Origin of the sequence: Pseudomonas sp. Z4-7, from assembly GCF_051131965.1 — a bacterium.
Taxonomy (GTDB): domain Bacteria; phylum Pseudomonadota; class Gammaproteobacteria; order Pseudomonadales; family Pseudomonadaceae; genus Aquipseudomonas.
Genome location: NZ_CP071642.1, coordinates 4,769,365 through 4,783,834, shown reverse-complemented (window position 1 = coordinate 4,783,834; position 14,470 = coordinate 4,769,365). Strand labels below are relative to the sequence as shown.

At 61.5% G+C, this 14,470-nt stretch carries 14 protein-coding genes; 3 read left to right on the top strand and 11 right to left on the bottom strand.

Going from position 1 to position 14,470, the window contains the following annotated elements:
• Positions 1-56: 56 nt before the first annotated feature.
• The 4 genes from J3P91_RS21380 to J3P91_RS21365 all read right to left on the bottom strand — a co-directional run bounded on the left by J3P91_RS21380 (position 57) and on the right by J3P91_RS21365 (position 4,893).
• Positions 57-1,010 (bottom strand): hypothetical protein, encoded by a 954-nt coding sequence (locus tag J3P91_RS21380; RefSeq protein ID WP_434601679.1) that lies wholly within the window; start codon positions 1,008-1,010, stop codon positions 57-59.
• 17 nt (positions 1,011-1,027) lie between these two features.
• Positions 1,028-2,743 (bottom strand): proline--tRNA ligase, encoded by a 1,716-nt coding sequence (locus J3P91_RS21375; RefSeq protein WP_434601678.1) that lies wholly within the window; start codon positions 2,741-2,743, stop codon positions 1,028-1,030.
• A 129-nt stretch (positions 2,744-2,872) separates the two neighbouring features.
• Positions 2,873-4,444, bottom strand: coding sequence for an AmpG family muropeptide MFS transporter (locus J3P91_RS21370; RefSeq protein WP_434601677.1), 1,572 nt, complete (start codon positions 4,442-4,444; stop codon positions 2,873-2,875).
• A 44-nt stretch (positions 4,445-4,488) separates the two neighbouring features.
• Positions 4,489-4,893 carry an MGMT family protein gene (locus J3P91_RS21365; protein ID WP_434601676.1) on the bottom strand — a complete coding sequence of 135 codons (405 nt, stop codon included), beginning with the start codon at positions 4,891-4,893 and terminating at the stop codon, positions 4,489-4,491.
• 104 nt (positions 4,894-4,997) lie between these two features.
• Between J3P91_RS21365 and J3P91_RS21360 the strand changes: the two genes are divergently transcribed.
• The gene (locus tag J3P91_RS21360) at positions 4,998-6,005 is read left to right on the top strand and encodes a DUF481 domain-containing protein (protein WP_434601675.1); all 1,008 of its coding nucleotides are present in this window, start codon (positions 4,998-5,000) and stop codon (positions 6,003-6,005) included.
• Between the two features lie 194 nt (positions 6,006-6,199).
• Here J3P91_RS21360 and J3P91_RS21355 read toward each other — a convergent pair whose 3' ends face one another.
• Entirely contained in the window at positions 6,200-6,409 is a 210-nt protein-coding gene (locus tag J3P91_RS21355; RefSeq protein ID WP_002554837.1) for a cold-shock protein, read from the bottom strand.
• A 354-nt stretch (positions 6,410-6,763) separates the two neighbouring features.
• On the opposite strand from J3P91_RS21355, the gene dcd reads away from it, so the two are divergent.
• Together dcd and J3P91_RS21345 are read left to right on the top strand one after the other, a co-directional pair.
• The gene (gene dcd / locus J3P91_RS21350; RefSeq protein WP_003184751.1) at positions 6,764-7,330 is read left to right on the top strand and encodes a dCTP deaminase; all 567 of its coding nucleotides are present in this window, start codon (positions 6,764-6,766) and stop codon (positions 7,328-7,330) included.
• A gap of 100 nt (positions 7,331-7,430) precedes the next feature.
• Positions 7,431-7,637, top strand: coding sequence for a hypothetical protein (locus J3P91_RS21345; protein ID WP_305499193.1), 207 nt, complete (start codon positions 7,431-7,433; stop codon positions 7,635-7,637).
• A 38-nt stretch (positions 7,638-7,675) separates the two neighbouring features.
• Here J3P91_RS21345 and pdeM read toward each other — a convergent pair whose 3' ends face one another.
• The 6 genes from pdeM to J3P91_RS21315 all read right to left on the bottom strand — a co-directional run bounded on the left by pdeM (position 7,676) and on the right by J3P91_RS21315 (position 14,420).
• Positions 7,676-8,332 (bottom strand): ligase-associated DNA damage response endonuclease PdeM, encoded by a 657-nt coding sequence (gene pdeM, locus J3P91_RS21340; protein WP_434601674.1) that lies wholly within the window; start codon positions 8,330-8,332, stop codon positions 7,676-7,678.
• Positions 8,332-10,818 (bottom strand): ligase-associated DNA damage response DEXH box helicase, encoded by a 2,487-nt coding sequence (locus J3P91_RS21335; protein WP_434601673.1) that lies wholly within the window; start codon positions 10,816-10,818, stop codon positions 8,332-8,334. The genes pdeM and J3P91_RS21335 overlap by 1 nt, the downstream gene beginning before the upstream one ends.
• 241 nt (positions 10,819-11,059) lie before the next feature.
• Entirely contained in the window at positions 11,060-11,824 is a 765-nt protein-coding gene (locus tag J3P91_RS21330; RefSeq protein ID WP_434572213.1) for an ABC transporter ATP-binding protein, read from the bottom strand.
• Positions 11,825-11,837: 13 nt separating this feature from the next.
• On the bottom strand, positions 11,838-12,956 hold the full coding sequence (locus tag J3P91_RS21325; protein ID WP_434601672.1) for a succinylglutamate desuccinylase/aspartoacylase family protein: 1,119 nt from the start codon (positions 12,954-12,956) through the stop codon (positions 11,838-11,840).
• Between the two features lie 28 nt (positions 12,957-12,984).
• The gene (locus J3P91_RS21320; RefSeq protein WP_305499199.1) at positions 12,985-13,695 is read right to left on the bottom strand and encodes an ABC transporter permease; all 711 of its coding nucleotides are present in this window, start codon (positions 13,693-13,695) and stop codon (positions 12,985-12,987) included.
• Entirely contained in the window at positions 13,692-14,420 is a 729-nt protein-coding gene (locus tag J3P91_RS21315; RefSeq protein WP_434601671.1) for an ABC transporter permease, read from the bottom strand. The genes J3P91_RS21320 and J3P91_RS21315 overlap by 4 nt, the downstream gene beginning before the upstream one ends.
• Positions 14,421-14,470 lie beyond the last annotated feature (50 nt).

Below are 14,470 nucleotides of genomic sequence, written 5' to 3'. Positions count from 1 at the left end.
TACATGACACCCAGTGGTGAGGGAGCAAGTCCCTCACCACTGGGTGCACTCCAGAGTCAGCTCGCGCCCGGGTCCGCCACCAACCGCCCGCCATCCTTGGTCAGGGCCTTGATGAATTCGGCCTGCAGTTCCGGATCGTTGCGGGTCAGTTCGATCAGGCTCTGCTCGAGTTCGCTGGCCTCTTCTTCAAGCCCCAGTTCCGAGAGACGCTTGACCCGATGAACCCACTGGGTCACTTCGTCGTCTTCCAGGTCGTCGTAGATCAAGGCGTGGGCTTCGACCAGTTTGCTGCGCAACGTACTGCTGACGCTCAGGGATGAGTCGGTGTGCACCTCGTCCTGGGCGTCCGTCACACTGATCTGCAGTTTGCCGAACTGGCTCAGGTCATGCTCGGCGAACGGGCTTTCCAGCAGGTTCAAGCGCAACACGCCGTTACGGTCGGTGCTCAGCTCGAATGTCTGCCGGGCGGCTTTCACCTGTACCGGACGCTCGCTCCAGGGCAGGCTCGAATGCTCCGTGCGTTTGTCGCGCTGGACTTCATCGATACCTGCCAGGTTCTGCTGGGCACGGCCATTGGAAGGCACGTTCATGAACGGATTGAGTCCGGCAAAACCGTAGCTGATCCAGTCGCGGGTCGCACTGTCCGGCAAGCTGCCGAGCGCGAACACATTGACCACGTTCGCGCCGACGCCGGCCACTACCGCCACCGCGCCCAGCGGGATCTCGTAGACCTCCCGCCAAGGCTGGTACGGCGTGTAGCGATCGTAATGGCGAGTGACCTCGAACTCGGTGACCTCGAAGGTCTTCTGCTCGTTGATCCGCACCCGCCGCTGCGGCAGGTCGAGCACCTTGGGTTCGCCCACATCGATCTGCAGGCTATGGTCGAGCAATTTGCGCTCGATCCGTTCTTCGTGCTCGTTGCGTTGCGACATCTGGTTGGCGCAGCCGCTGACCAGCAGGGCGCCGCACAGTGCGGCGCCCCCGAGGCCTAAGGTGTTTCGCTTGAACATGACGTCTCTATCTGGTCTCAGCGGCGGATACGGGCCTGAAGGAAGGACAGCACGTCGGCGACCGGCAGCGCTTGCGCCTCGGCCTCGGTACGGCTCTTGTATTCCAGGTTGCCATCGGCCAGGCCACGGTCACTGACGACGATCCGGTGCGGGATGCCGATCAGTTCCATGTCCGCGAACTTGATGCCGGGGCTGGTTTTCTTGTCGCGGTCGTCCAGCAGTACTTCGAAGCCGGCGGCCGTCAGTTCGGCGTAGAGCTTGTCGGTCGCTTCGCGAACCTGTTCGGTTTCGTAGCGCAGCGGCACGAGGGCAACCTGGAACGGCGCCAGCGTGTCGCTCCAGATGATGCCGTTCTCGTCGTTGTTCTGCTCGATGGCCGCAGCCACCACGCGGGACACGCCGATGCCGTAGCAGCCCATCTGCAGCGTGACGGGCTTACCGTTCTCGCCGAGCACTTCGCACTTCATCGCCTTGCTGTATTTGTCGCCCAGCTGGAAGATATGCCCGACTTCGATGCCGCGCTTGATTTCCAGCGTGCCTTTGCCGTCCGGGCTCGGGTCGCCGGCCACGACGTTGCGCAGATCGGCGACGGTTGGGACCGGCAGGTCGCGTTCCCAGTTCACGCCGAAATAGTGCTTGTCATCAATGTTGGCACCGATGGCGAAGTCGCTCATCAATTCCACCGAGCGGTCGATGATGATCGGCAACGGCAGGTTCAACGGGCCGAGGGAGCCGGCACCGGCACCAATGGCATCGCGCAGCTCGGCATCGGTGGCCATGACCAGCGGGCTGGCGACGCCAGGCTGGTTGGCGGCCTTGATTTCGTTCAGCTCGTGGTCGCCACGGATGATCAGGGCAATCAGCTTGCCCTCTTCTTCCGCGCGCACGATCAGGGTCTTGATGGTGCGTTCGATGGGCAGGTTGTAGCCTTCCACCAATTGGGCAATGGTCTTGGCGTTCGGCGTGTCTACCAGACGCAATTCTTCGGCCGGTGCGGCGCGGGAGGTTTCCCGTGGCACGGCTTCGGCTTTCTCGATGTTCGCGGCGTAGTCGGAGCCGTTGCTGAAGACGATGTCGTCTTCGCCGGACTCGGCCAGTACGTGAAATTCGTGGGAGCCGGCACCGCCGATGGAGCCGTTGTCGGCTTCAACCGGGCGGAACTTCAGGCCCAGGCGGGTGAACACGTTGCAGTACGCCTGGTGCATGCGGTCGTAAGTGACTTGCAGCGAGGCCAGGTCGGCGTGGAACGAATAAGAATCCTTCATGATGAATTCGCGACCGCGCATCAGGCCGAAGCGTGGACGGATCTCGTCACGGAACTTGGTCTGGATCTGATACAGGTTGATTGGCAGTTGCTTGTAGCTGCTCAACTCGTTGCGCATCAGGTCGGTGATCACTTCTTCGTGAGTCGGGCCCGCGCAGAAATCGCGACCATGGCGGTCCTTGATGCGCAGCAGCTCCGGGCCGTATTCCTCCCAGCGCCCCGACTCCTGCCACAGCTCGGCCGGCTGGGTGCTCGGCATCAACACTTCCAGAGAGCCGGCGGCGTCCATTTCTTCGCGGACGATGGCTTCGACCTTGCGCATCACCCGCAGGCCCATCGGCAGCCAGGTGTACAGGCCGGAGGCGAGCTTGCGGATCATGCCTGCGCGCAGCATCAGCTGGTGGCTGATCACGACGGCGTCGGAAGGCGTTTCTTTCTGTGTGGCGAGCAAAAATTGACTGGTGCGCATGGTTGGCCGTTGTCGGTTGCTGATGACGAGAAGTGACGCAGCATTGTACGGGCGAGATGCCCTGGCGTACAGGCGCGTGGCCGGTCGCCGGATTCAGGCGCCGCTTTCGTCGGCGCCTGTTGAGATTTCCTACAACTCTTGAGCGGGCCGGGTCGGCGGCGATTCCGACTCTGGCGCCGATTCAGGCGTCGAGCCCTCTCGGCGATTTTCCTGATACCAGTGCAAGGCGATCAGCAGCAAGGTCGGAACGCCGAGCAACGCGGTGATCAGGAAGAAATCGTGATAGCCGAATTTTTCCACCATGACCCCTGAGTACCCGCCGATCAGGCGCGGCAACAAGAGCATGATCGAGCTGAGCAGGGCGTATTGGGTCGCGGAGAATTTCAGGTTGGTCAGGCTCGACAGATAGGCGACGAACGCCGAGGTGGCCAGGCCGGAGCTGAAGTTGTCGAGGGAGATCGTGACGATCAGCATCTTCAGGTTGGCACCCATGTCCGTCAGCATCAGGAACAGGATGTTGGTGGCGGCCGACGACACGCCGCCGATGAACAGGATCGGCAGGATGCCGAAACGCACGATCAGCAGCCCTCCCATGCCGGCGCCGACAAGGGTCATGATCAGCCCGAAAATCTTGCTGACGCTGGCGATCTGGTCCTTGGTGAAACCCTGGTCGATATAAAAAACGTTGGCCATGACGCCCATGACCGTGTCGGACATCCGATAGGTCGCGATCAGGCCGAGCAGCAGCAGGGCCTGCCAGCGGTAGCGCAGGATGAAATCGTTGACCGGCGTCAGCACTGGCGCCAGGCCGCGACGCCCCATGGACGACAGGCACAGGGCGGTCAGGATGATATAGAGGATGGCGCGCAGGAAGGCGCGGTCCTGGAGCAGCAGGTCGAGCAGGCTGACGCCTTCGAACAGCACGCTGGCAAAGTCGGTGTTGTAGAGCTGGGTGAACATCGCCGGGACCGATACCAGCAGCACGATCAATACGAATACCGAGGCCAACTGGTGGACGAAGGTATAGCGCCCGGCTTGCAATTGAGTACGCAACGGTACGGGCGGCTCGCGCATGAACAGCGAGGTCAGCAGCGCCGGGACCATCAGTAAGCCAAACAGCAGGTACGTACCGGCCCAGGCCGAATGCTTGTAGCTGAACCCGGTGGAGCCGAACCCTTCGGCGAAAAACAGCGCGCCGGCGGTCGCCAGCAACGCGGCGACGCGGTAGCCGGACATATAACTGGCAGCCAGGGCGGCCTGGCGGGTGTCGTCGGCGATTTCCAGTCGGTAGGCATCGACGGCGATGTCCTGGGTGGCCGAGGCGAAGGCCACGATGACGGCAATCGCGATCAGCCAGGACAAGTGTTTTTGTGGGTCACAGAAGCCCATGCCGACCAGGCCGAGGATCACCAGGGCCTGGGAGAGCACCAGCCACGAGCGTCGACGTCCCAGTTTGCCGAGCAATGGCAGGCGCCATTGGTCGAGAAGGGGCGACCAGACCCATTTGAAGGCATAGGCCAGGCCGATCAGGCTTGCGTAACCAATGGTTTCGCGGGCCACGCCGGCCTCGCGCAACCAGACCGACAGCGTGGAAAACACCAGCATGTAAGGCAGGCCGGCGGCGAAGCCAAGCAGCAACAGCACGAGCGTCGAAGGACTGGCATAGGCGGCAAGGGCGGCGCGCCAGGTTTTACGGGGCATGGGCTGGAGTCTGCCTCAAAAATTGCGAAAACAAAGCGCGCACTCTAACCGCTGTGCTCTACCGGGCGCCAGCCATGACGCTGAATATCAACACGATTATTCAGGACACTGATCCCTTCCATGCGCAGGCGAGCGCGCTGTTCGTCCCCCGAGGCGCTGCCCGCCGGCAGGCTGATCCGACCACCGGCACCGAGGACTCGATGCCACGGCAGCTTCGTGTCGTTCGGCAACTGGCTGAGCGTTCGCCCGACCCAGCGCGCGGCGCGGCCCAGACCCGCCATTTCGGCGAGCTGACCATAGGTGACGACCTGGCCGGCCGGCACTTGGGCCAGGGTCAGGTAAAGCGTGGTGCGGCGGATCTGGGCGGCGTTCTCGGGGGCCGCTGGGGTGTCGGTCACGTAGAGGATTCCTGGAAATGTCCGTCTGTAGATTAGTGCCCACAGGGCCATTTGATAAATGAACTCATCATCCTTATGCAGGTCAGTCGTTGCTGAGGTGTCATCCTGGGGGATAATGCCGCCTTTTCCTCGCAAACTTGAGCCTATTATCGCTTATGTTGTCCAGAACCCTGTTGTGCCTAGCTGTTACCAGTGCCTCCATGCCTTTGCTTGCCGATACCGTCTGGTTGAAGAACGGCGACAAGCTCAGTGGCAAGATAACCGTTTTCGACGGCGGCAAATTGTTGATCCAGACCGATTACGCGGGCGCGATCCCGATTGATTGGAAGCAGGTCAAGACGCTTGAAAGCGACCAGCAACTGCTGGTCAAGCAGGATGCCTACACCGGCGAAAAAGCCAAGGCGTTGCAGGCGGCCGAGGATGGCAAGGTGACCCTGGCCAATGGTGATGCGCCCAAGACCGTCGAGCTGGCAAGCATCCAGCAGATCCTCAAGCCCAAGCCGGTGGTCGAGGACCTCGTGTGGAAGGGCAACATCGACGCTGCACTGGATTACCAGCGCGCGGAAGCCGATACCGACGATTACGACATCGACTTCAAGACCTCGGCGCGCCACGGCAGATGGCGGCACATCGCCGAAGGCGAATACAACCGCGAATTTCAGGATGATGTGGTGTCGGCTGACAACTGGCGGCTGGAGTATTCCCTCGACCGCTTCCTCACGGAAAAATGGTTCTGGCAAGGTCGCCTGAACTACAAGCGTGACAAGGTTGAAGATCTGGCCCGCCAGCGCGTGGTCGGTACCGGTCCGGGTTATCAGTTCTGGGACGACGAACTGGGCGCTTTCTCCCTGGGTTCGCTGCTCAACCGCACCGATTATGAATACCGCGACGGCGGCAAGGACAACTTCTATTCCGTGGCGATGAAGTGGGACTACAACCGTTACCTGATCGGCAAGCGCGTCGAGCTGTTTACCAACGGCGAAGTGGGCAAGCCGCTGTCAGGCGTGGCCGAATACGCCTATGACGCGGAGATCGGGTTGCGCTACAAGGTCACTGACTGGGCGTCGCTCAACCTCAAGGCCGAAAAGGACGTCATCGAAGGGACCGAAGACAGCGACCTGAGCAAGACGCGCTACACCGCCGGGTTTGGCGTGACCTGGTAACCCGCGTAACCACCAAACCAATGTGGGAGCGAGCTTGCTCGCGATAGCGGTCTGTCAGTCAACATTGATGTTGCTGATCCACCGCTATCGCGAGCAAGCTCGTTCCCACAGTTTTTTGTGTGCTAGCAAAAAACACCCAGGCACAAAAAAGCCCCGCTTTTGAGGGCGGGGCTTCTTACTAAAGCAAGGACAAGTTAGATAACTTGAACTTCTTCAGCTTGCATGCCTTTCTGACCGCGGGTAGCGATGAAAGAAACCTGTTGGCCTTCTTTCAGGCTTTTGAAGCCGTCGGATTGGATAGCTTTGAAGTGAACGAACAGATCGTCACCGGACTGTGGGGTGATGAAGCCGAAGCCTTTTTCATCGTTGAACCACTTAACGGTACCGGTTTGGCGATTAGACATGGTGTAACTCCTTGAACAAAGATAACTGCGACTCAGGAAGAACCCTGGCCGAGACTGAGTGCAAAGAGCAGGAAAAATTCTTGTAGATGGTTGGATCGAAATTCAACATATCGTGTAGAGATTCTCAGTGACACAAGCAACACAGTGACGCCACCTTACCCCTTTTTCCGAAACGTGCCAATGGTCTTTGCGAAGGTTTCTCGGTTTTAATGACTGACGGCAATGGCGATAGCCGTCAGAGCCCGGAAATCAAGGCGGATCGGCGAGAGTTGCGTCTCGCACTTTGAACCCGCCCCGCGGCCCGGTAAGATGCCGGACAGTTTTTTTCCACCTCGCTATTTCAGGAAACCCGCCATGAGCATCAAATCGGACAAGTGGATTCGCCGCATGGCGCAAGAGCACGGCATGATCGAGCCCTTCGTAGAGCGCCAGATGCGTGGCGAAGGCGCCGACCGGCTGATTTCCTTCGGCGTTTCCAGCTACGGCTACGATGTGCGCTGCGCCGACGAATTCAAGGTGTTCACCAACATCAACTCGGCCACCGTCGACCCGAAGAATTTCGATGAAAAGAGCTTCGTCGACGTAAAGAGCGACGTTTGCATCATCCCGCCGAACTCTTTCGCCCTGGCCCGCACCGTCGAGTACTTCCGCATCCCGCGCAACGTGCTGACCATCTGCCTGGGTAAAAGCACCTACGCCCGCTGCGGCATCATCGTTAACGTGACACCGCTGGAACCTGAATGGGAAGGCCACGTGACCCTGGAGTTCTCCAACACCACGACCCTGCCGGCGAAGATCTACGCCAACGAGGGCGTGGCGCAGATGTTGTTCCTTGAGTCCGATGAGGAATGTGAAGTTTCCTACAAGGACCGTGGCGGTAAATACCAGGGTCAGCGCGGTGTGACACTGCCGCGTACCTGATTCTGACGAGCTGTGGGAATTCCTGAGCGGGCAGGCACTCTATTGGGTGTACTGCCCGTTTTTGCGTCTGCGCAACGGGCCTTCGCTCAGGAGTTGCTCTATGAAGATCGATCCGCGAATCAGTGCCGAACTGGCAAGGCTTGAGCCCAATCAGATCGGCGTCCTGGCTTGGTCATTACTGGCCCACCCTGCTGAAGCGGCGGGCGGCATCCCTGGCCAGCCCGATCCCGATACCCCTAACGAACAGCCTACCGAACCCGGCGAACCGACTCTTCCGGACGAACCGCCTCCCGCGCCCGTAGCCTGATCAGCCAAAGGCCCTTCAGTTGTTGAAGCCTGATCGCTTCAACTGACGGGCCATATTTCGTTGTCGCCCACCACGAAGATCTTGCAGTCGTTGTCCTGATCGACCCGGTAGCCTCCCGTGAAGGCGCCGAAGGCCGGTAGCAGGCTGATCTCGCTACCGAGGCGGAAGCAAGGCAGGCGCAGGCGTTGCCGGCCTTTACCGTTCAGGTGGTAGACCGGGTGCACGTGCCCGGCGAGTACGTGTCGACTTGGATGTGGGGTAGGCTCGTGTTGCACGGCGAAAGGGCCCAACAGCAATGGCTCGGGGACGACGCGGATATTGAGTGCCGTTGGCGGATCGCCGGCGCGCTTGTCGTGATTGCCGCGGATCAGCGTGATGGCTAGTTTGCGATGCCGTTCACGCCAGTCGGCAAGGGCCTTCAAAGTGCCTGGGGCATGAGAGCCAGGCCCATGCAGGAAGTCCCCGAGGAATATCAGCAGTCGGCACGGCAGGCTCGCCAGCAACTCGTCAAGCATGGCGATGTTGTTCGCCGTGGTGCCGTGGGGTACCGGTTGGCCGAGGCTACGGTAGGCCGCCGCCTTGCCGAAATGCACATCGGCCACCATCAGGGTTTCCTGGGCCGGCCAGTACAGGGCTTTTTGCGGCAACAGCCAGAGCTCTTCGCCCGCGAGGTTGACGGGATACGGCGCGGGCATCAGGCGCTTCCTCGATCAGCGGTTTTTTCCAGTTCGCTGACCATGCGCCGGATGCGATCGGCGAGCTTTTCCGAGCTCATGCTTTCGCGGAATCGCTCTACCAGCAAGGGGAAGCCCAGCGGAGTAGGGCGTTTGATCAGGTGCAGGTCGAGTTTCAAGGTATCGAGGCGTTCCAAGGTCTGCTCCAGTCGGCGTATATCCAATTCTTCGCGCAAAACTTCCTCGCCGGCCTGGGCCAGCAGCAGGTTATCGGCGTCATACTGCTTGAATACTTGATAGAACAACCCGCTGGAAGCCTGCACTTGGCGGGTGCTCTTCGGGGCGCCGGGGTAGCCGGCGAACACCAGCCCGGCGATCCGGGCGATTTCGCGGAAGCGGCGCAGGGCCAGTTCTCCGGCGTTCAGGCTGGCTAGAACGTCGGCCAGCAAGCCATCGGTGCGCAACAGCGCCGGGTTCAGATGCGTTGACCAATCCAGTTCGGTGGCGCTGAGCAATTCCAGGCCGTAGTCATTGACCGCAATCGAGAACGTCACCGGTTGGCGCTGGCTGACGCGCCAGGCCAACAGGCTGGCCAGGCCCAGATGTACCTGGCGCCCGGCGAACGGATACAGGAACAGGTGCCAACCCTCCCGGGACTTGAGCGCTTCGGCCAGCAGCGTTCCCTGCGTCGGCAGGCCGGACCAACGCAGCTGCGTTGACAGCAGCGGCTGTACGGCTTGCATTTCTGGTCCGTCGAAACGGCCCTTGGCGGCTTCGCTCAAGCGCGCGACGACCGCGGCAGCGAGCTCGCTGGAAAGCGGCATGCGTCCGCCATTCCAGCGCGGCACGGCGGCTTTTTTTGCCTGGCTGCGGCGTACGTAAGCGGTCATGTCCTCGACCCGGACCAACTCCAGCAACCGCCCGGCAAAGAGGAATCCATCGCCGGGGCGCAAGCGTGCGATGAAGCCTTCTTCCACGCTGCCCAGGGTCTTGCCGCCGCCGCCCTTGCTCCAGAATTTCAATTGCAGGCTGGCGTCACTGACGATAGTGCCGATACTCATGCGGTGGCGCCGTGCCAGACGGGCGTCAGGCACGCGCCAGATCCCCTGTTCATCCGGTTCGACCCGCCGATAATCAGGGTAGGCGGTCAGCGACAGGCCGCCGTGGCGCACGAACGCCAGCGCCCAGGCCCACTCGGCCGGGTTCAGGTCGCGGTAGGCCCAGGCGCCGCGTACCTCATCAAACAGCTCATCTGAAACAAAACCGCCACCCAGGGCCATGCTGACCAGATGCTGGACCAGAACATCCAAAGGCTTGTGGGGCGATTCACGCGGCTCGATTCGCCGCTGCGCCACGGCGTCCTGGGCGGCAGCGGCCTCGATCAGCTCCAGGCTGTGGGTTGGCACCAGGGTTATTCGCGAGGTCCGCCCCGGTGCATGGCCGGAGCGTCCGGCGCGTTGCATCAAGCGGGCGACGCCTTTCGCCGAGCCAATCTGTAGCACGCGTTCCACGGGCAGAAAATCCACCCCCAGGTCGAGGCTGGAGGTACACACGACTGCCTTGAGCTGGCCGTCCTTCAACGCCCGTTCCACCCAGTCGCGGGTGTCGCGGGACAGCGAACTATGGTGCAACGCGATCAGCCCGGCCCAATCCGGGCGCGCCTCAAGAATGGCCTGGTACCAGATTTCCGCTTGCGCGCGAGTATTGGTAAAGACCAGGCAACTGCTGCTGGTGTCTATCTCAGCGACCACCTGCGGCAACATCTTCAGGCCGATATGCCCCGCCCATGGAAACCGTTCGAGGGTTGGCGGCAACAGCGTATCGACCTGCAACGCCTTGGCATCGGCGCCCTGCACACTTATTCCGCTGCCTTGTGGGATCAATACCTGCTCGGCGTGGGCTTGGTTACCCAGGGTCGCGGATACGCCCCAGACAATCAGCCCGGGGTGCCAGTAGCGCAAGCGAGCCAGGGCCAGCTGCAGTTGCACGCCGCGCTTGTTGCCGAGCAATTCGTGCCACTCGTCTACCACGACCATGCGCAGGGTCGACACGGCCGTTTGCGCATCAGCGCGGGCGAGCATCAGCGTCAGGCTTTCGGGCGTGGTGATCAGCGCCGTGGGCAAGCGCCGGCCTTGTCGGGCGCGTTCGCTGGCGCTGGTGTCACCGGTGCGCAGGCCTACGCTCCAGGGAATCTGCAGCGGATCGAGGGGCGCTTCTAGAGCCTTGCCGGTGTCGGCGGCCAGCGCTCGCATCGGCGTTATCCACAAGACCGTCAGCGGTTCGGTCGGCGGCTTGCGTTTACGAGGCTTGTCCGGTGGCGGCACGCTGCGGGCGAAACGGTTGAGTGCGGCAAACCAGACGGCGTAAGTCTTGCCGGCGCCGGTATTGGCATGCAACAGCCCCGACTCGCCACGCTTGACCGCAGCCCATACCTGTTTTTGAAAGGCGAACGGCTTCCAGCCGCGGGCATCGAACCACTGTTTCGCGAAGTTGCTGGATGTCGCCATGCGTGCGGTATGCGCCCTGAAAGTCCTTCTTCAAAGACCACGGTGGGGTATGAAAGGTTTTATGCAGGACATTGTGGCGAGCGCGCTTCTGTGGCGAGGGAGCTTGCTCCCGCTGGGCTGCGAAGCGGCCCTCTGGATCTGGATGGAACACTGCAGGGGAGGCTGCGCCTCCAGCGGTAGCAAGCTCCCTCGCCACAAAAAGCGGTTCGTCACAAAAACAGGCTCTCAGGTGTGTCGAGGGTTATTTCAGGTTGCCACTGAGGAACTGCTTGAGCCGTTCGCTCTTCGGGCTGCCCAGCACGTCTTCCGGCGCGCCTTCTTCTTCCACCAGGCCCTGGTGCAGGAACAGCACCTGATTGGATACCTTGCGGGCGAAGCTCATTTCATGGGTCACCATGATCATGGTCCGGCCTTCTTCGGCCAGGCCTTGGATCACTTTTAATACTTCACCTACCAGTTCCGGGTCCAAGGCCGAGGTCGGTTCGTCAAACAGCATGACCTCAGGCTCCATGGCCAAGGCGCGGGCAATCGCCACGCGTTGTTGCTGGCCACCGGACAGGAACGCCGGGTATTGCTCGGCAACACGTGCCGGCAGGCCGACCTTGTCGAGATAACGGCGGGCGCGATCCTCGGCTTCCTGCTTGCTGACGCCCAGCACCCGGCGCGGCGCCATGGTGATGTTTTCCAGCACGGTCATGTGGCTCCACAGGTTGAAGTGCTGGAACACCATGGCCAGGCGCGTGCGGATGCGTTGCAGCTCGTCGGCGTCAGCCACGCGCATGCCGTGGTGATCCTTGATCATCTGGATCGATTGGCCGTCCAGGCTCATGGCGCCGTCGTTGGGTTGTTCAAGGAAATTGATGCAGCGCAGGAAGGTGCTTTTGCCCGAGCCGCTTGCGCCGATCAGGCTGATCACGTCGCCGGTCCTGGCCTTGAGCGAAACCCCTTTGAGCACCTCATGGTGGCCATAACTTTTGTGCAGGCCTTCGATGGTCAGTTTGTACATGGAACAGGCATCCTCAAGGCGAAAGTAGGTAGCCGCTGCGGTAGGCTTCGGTCCCGGCGACATGGGCGATGACCATGCCGGCGGTGGCCATGCGACGCAGCGAGCGGGCGTACAGCAGCCCGGCATTACGGCAATGAACGGGGTTGACGGTGTCGTTGACCGGGTCGATGATTTCGGCGATCAGCTGTCCCGCCTCCAGGTACTCACCGGGTAGGGCGCTGTAGACCAGCAGGCCGCCGACCGGTGTCGCCACCGGTTCGACGCCTGCCAGCGGCGTGGCCGGGTAGGGCAGGTCGGGCAACGGCACCGGCTCACCGTCGATGGCGCCGAAGTGGATCAGGTATTCGATCAGGGCCTGGCAGTCGAGACTCGCCAGGCCATGGTTGACGTCACCCTGGCCGCGCAATTCGACAGTTACCGAAAAACTGCCCAAGGGAATTTCGAAGCGCTCACCGAAACGCTCCTTGAGCTGCCACCAGAGCAGCGTGAAGCATTCGTCGAACGATTGGCCGCCCGAGTCGGTCGCCAACAGGCTGGCCTCGGCGCCGATGTAGCGCGCCAGCGGCTCGACCCGCGGCCAGGCCTCGGGCGTGGTGTAGAGATGGGCGACGGCTTCGAAATCGCAATGCAGGTCAAGCACCATGTCGGCATCACACGCCAGGCGTTGCAAGACCAGCCGCTGGGATTGCAGTTGGGTGCTGGCGGTCTGCCGACTCAGGGCGTCGCGCAGGCTGGTGCGGATCAGCATCAGGTTGTGCTGCGGGTCGTCGGTCAGCAGGCCTTCGATTTCGTTGCCGATCTCTTCGCTCAGGTCGACGAACCGGCGGTTGAAATTCTGCCCGCTCTCCAATTCGTAACGGCCCAGAGGCACGTCCATCAGTACCTGTTCGAGGCCGATCGGGTTGGCGACCGGCACCAGCACGATTTCGTGCCGCAGGTGGCCCGAAGCCTCGAGTTCGGCCAGGCGCTGCTTGAGGTGCCAGGCGACCAGCATGCCGGGCAACTCATCGGCATGCAGGGACGACTGGACATAGATTTTGCCGGCGGCTTTTTCCGGGCCGAAATGAAAGCTGTGGATCTTGCGTGCGGTCCCCGGCAGCGGGGCCAGCAGGTCATGGATCTGGTGGCGCATTTACATGTATGTCCTGGGAACGGAAGCCTTAGTGGGTCGGCCCGAGAAAGGCCAGCCAGCGGCGTTCGGCGAGACGGAAGAGGCCCACCAGTGCAAACGTGACGGTCAGGTAGATCAACGCGGCGATCCCGAACGACTGGAACGTCAGGAAGGTGGCCGAGTTGGCGTCCCGGGCGACCTTCAGCACGTCTGGAACGGTAGCGGTGAACGCCACGGTCGTCGAGTGCAGCATCAATATCACTTCGTTGCTGTAGTACGGCAGCGAACGACGCAGCGCCGAAGGCATGATCACGTACGTGTAGAGCTTCCAGCCGGTCAATCCGTAAGCCTTGGCCGCTTCGACTTCGCCGTGGTTCATGCTGCGAATCGCCCCGGCAAAGATCTCCGTGGTGTAGGCGCAGGTGTTCAATGCGAACGCCAGGATCGTGCAGTTCATCGCGTCGCGAAAGAAACTGTCGAGCACGGGTTGGGCGCGCACCGCCTCGATGCTGTAGATGCCGGTGTAGCAGATCAGCAATTGGATATAGAGCGGCGTGCCACGGAACAGGTAGGTATAGAACTGCACGGGCCAGCGGACGTAGAACCTGGGTGAAACCCGGGCGATGGACAGCGGAATCGACACTACGAAGCCGATCAGCAACGAAGCGCTGAGCAGCCACAGGGTCATCGCCAGGCCGGTGATGTGGACGCCGTCGCTGTAGAGAAAGGGTCGCCAGTATTCCTGCAGGAGTTCGATCATCGCACGGCCTCCCGGGCTCCGGCGGCGTAGCGGCGTTCAAGCCAGCGCAGGATAAAGTTGGATGCACTAGTGATCAGCAGATAGATGAGCGCCGCCAGCACCAGGAAATAAAACAGCTGGTAGGTGCTTTTGCCCGCATCCTGGGCGGCCTTGACCAGGTCGGCCAGGCCGATGATCGACACCAGGGCGGTGGCCTTGAGCATGACCATCCAGTTGTTGCCGATGCCCGGCAGGGCAAAGCGCATCATTTGCGGGAACACGACATAACGGAAACGCTGGCCACGCTTGAGACCGTAGGCCGTGGCTGCTTCGACCTGCCCGCGAGGCACCGCGAGGATCGCGCCGCGAAAGGTTTCGGTGAAGTACGCACCGTAAATGAAGCCCAGGGTGATGACCCCGGCGCCGAACGGGTTGATCTCGATGTATTCCCATTCCATGAAATCGGTAAAAGACGTCAGCCAAGTTTGCAGGCTGTAGAAGATCAGCAGCATCAGCACCAGGTCGGGCACGCCGCGAATCAGCGTGGTGTACAGCTGGGCCGGAATACGCAGCAGTTTGACGCTGGACAATTTGGCGCTGGCGCCGAGCAACCCGAGCAGGACGCTAAGCAGCAAGGACAGGGCCGTCAGCTTGATGGTCATCCAGGTGCCTTGCATCAGCAGCGGGCCAAAGCCCTGCAGGCTGAAGGCCGAGAGCCCCAGACTTTGTAGGAATTGTTCGAACATGGACATTGCCTTTGGCAGGAAAAAAGCGCCCACCCGGTTCAGGGTGGGCG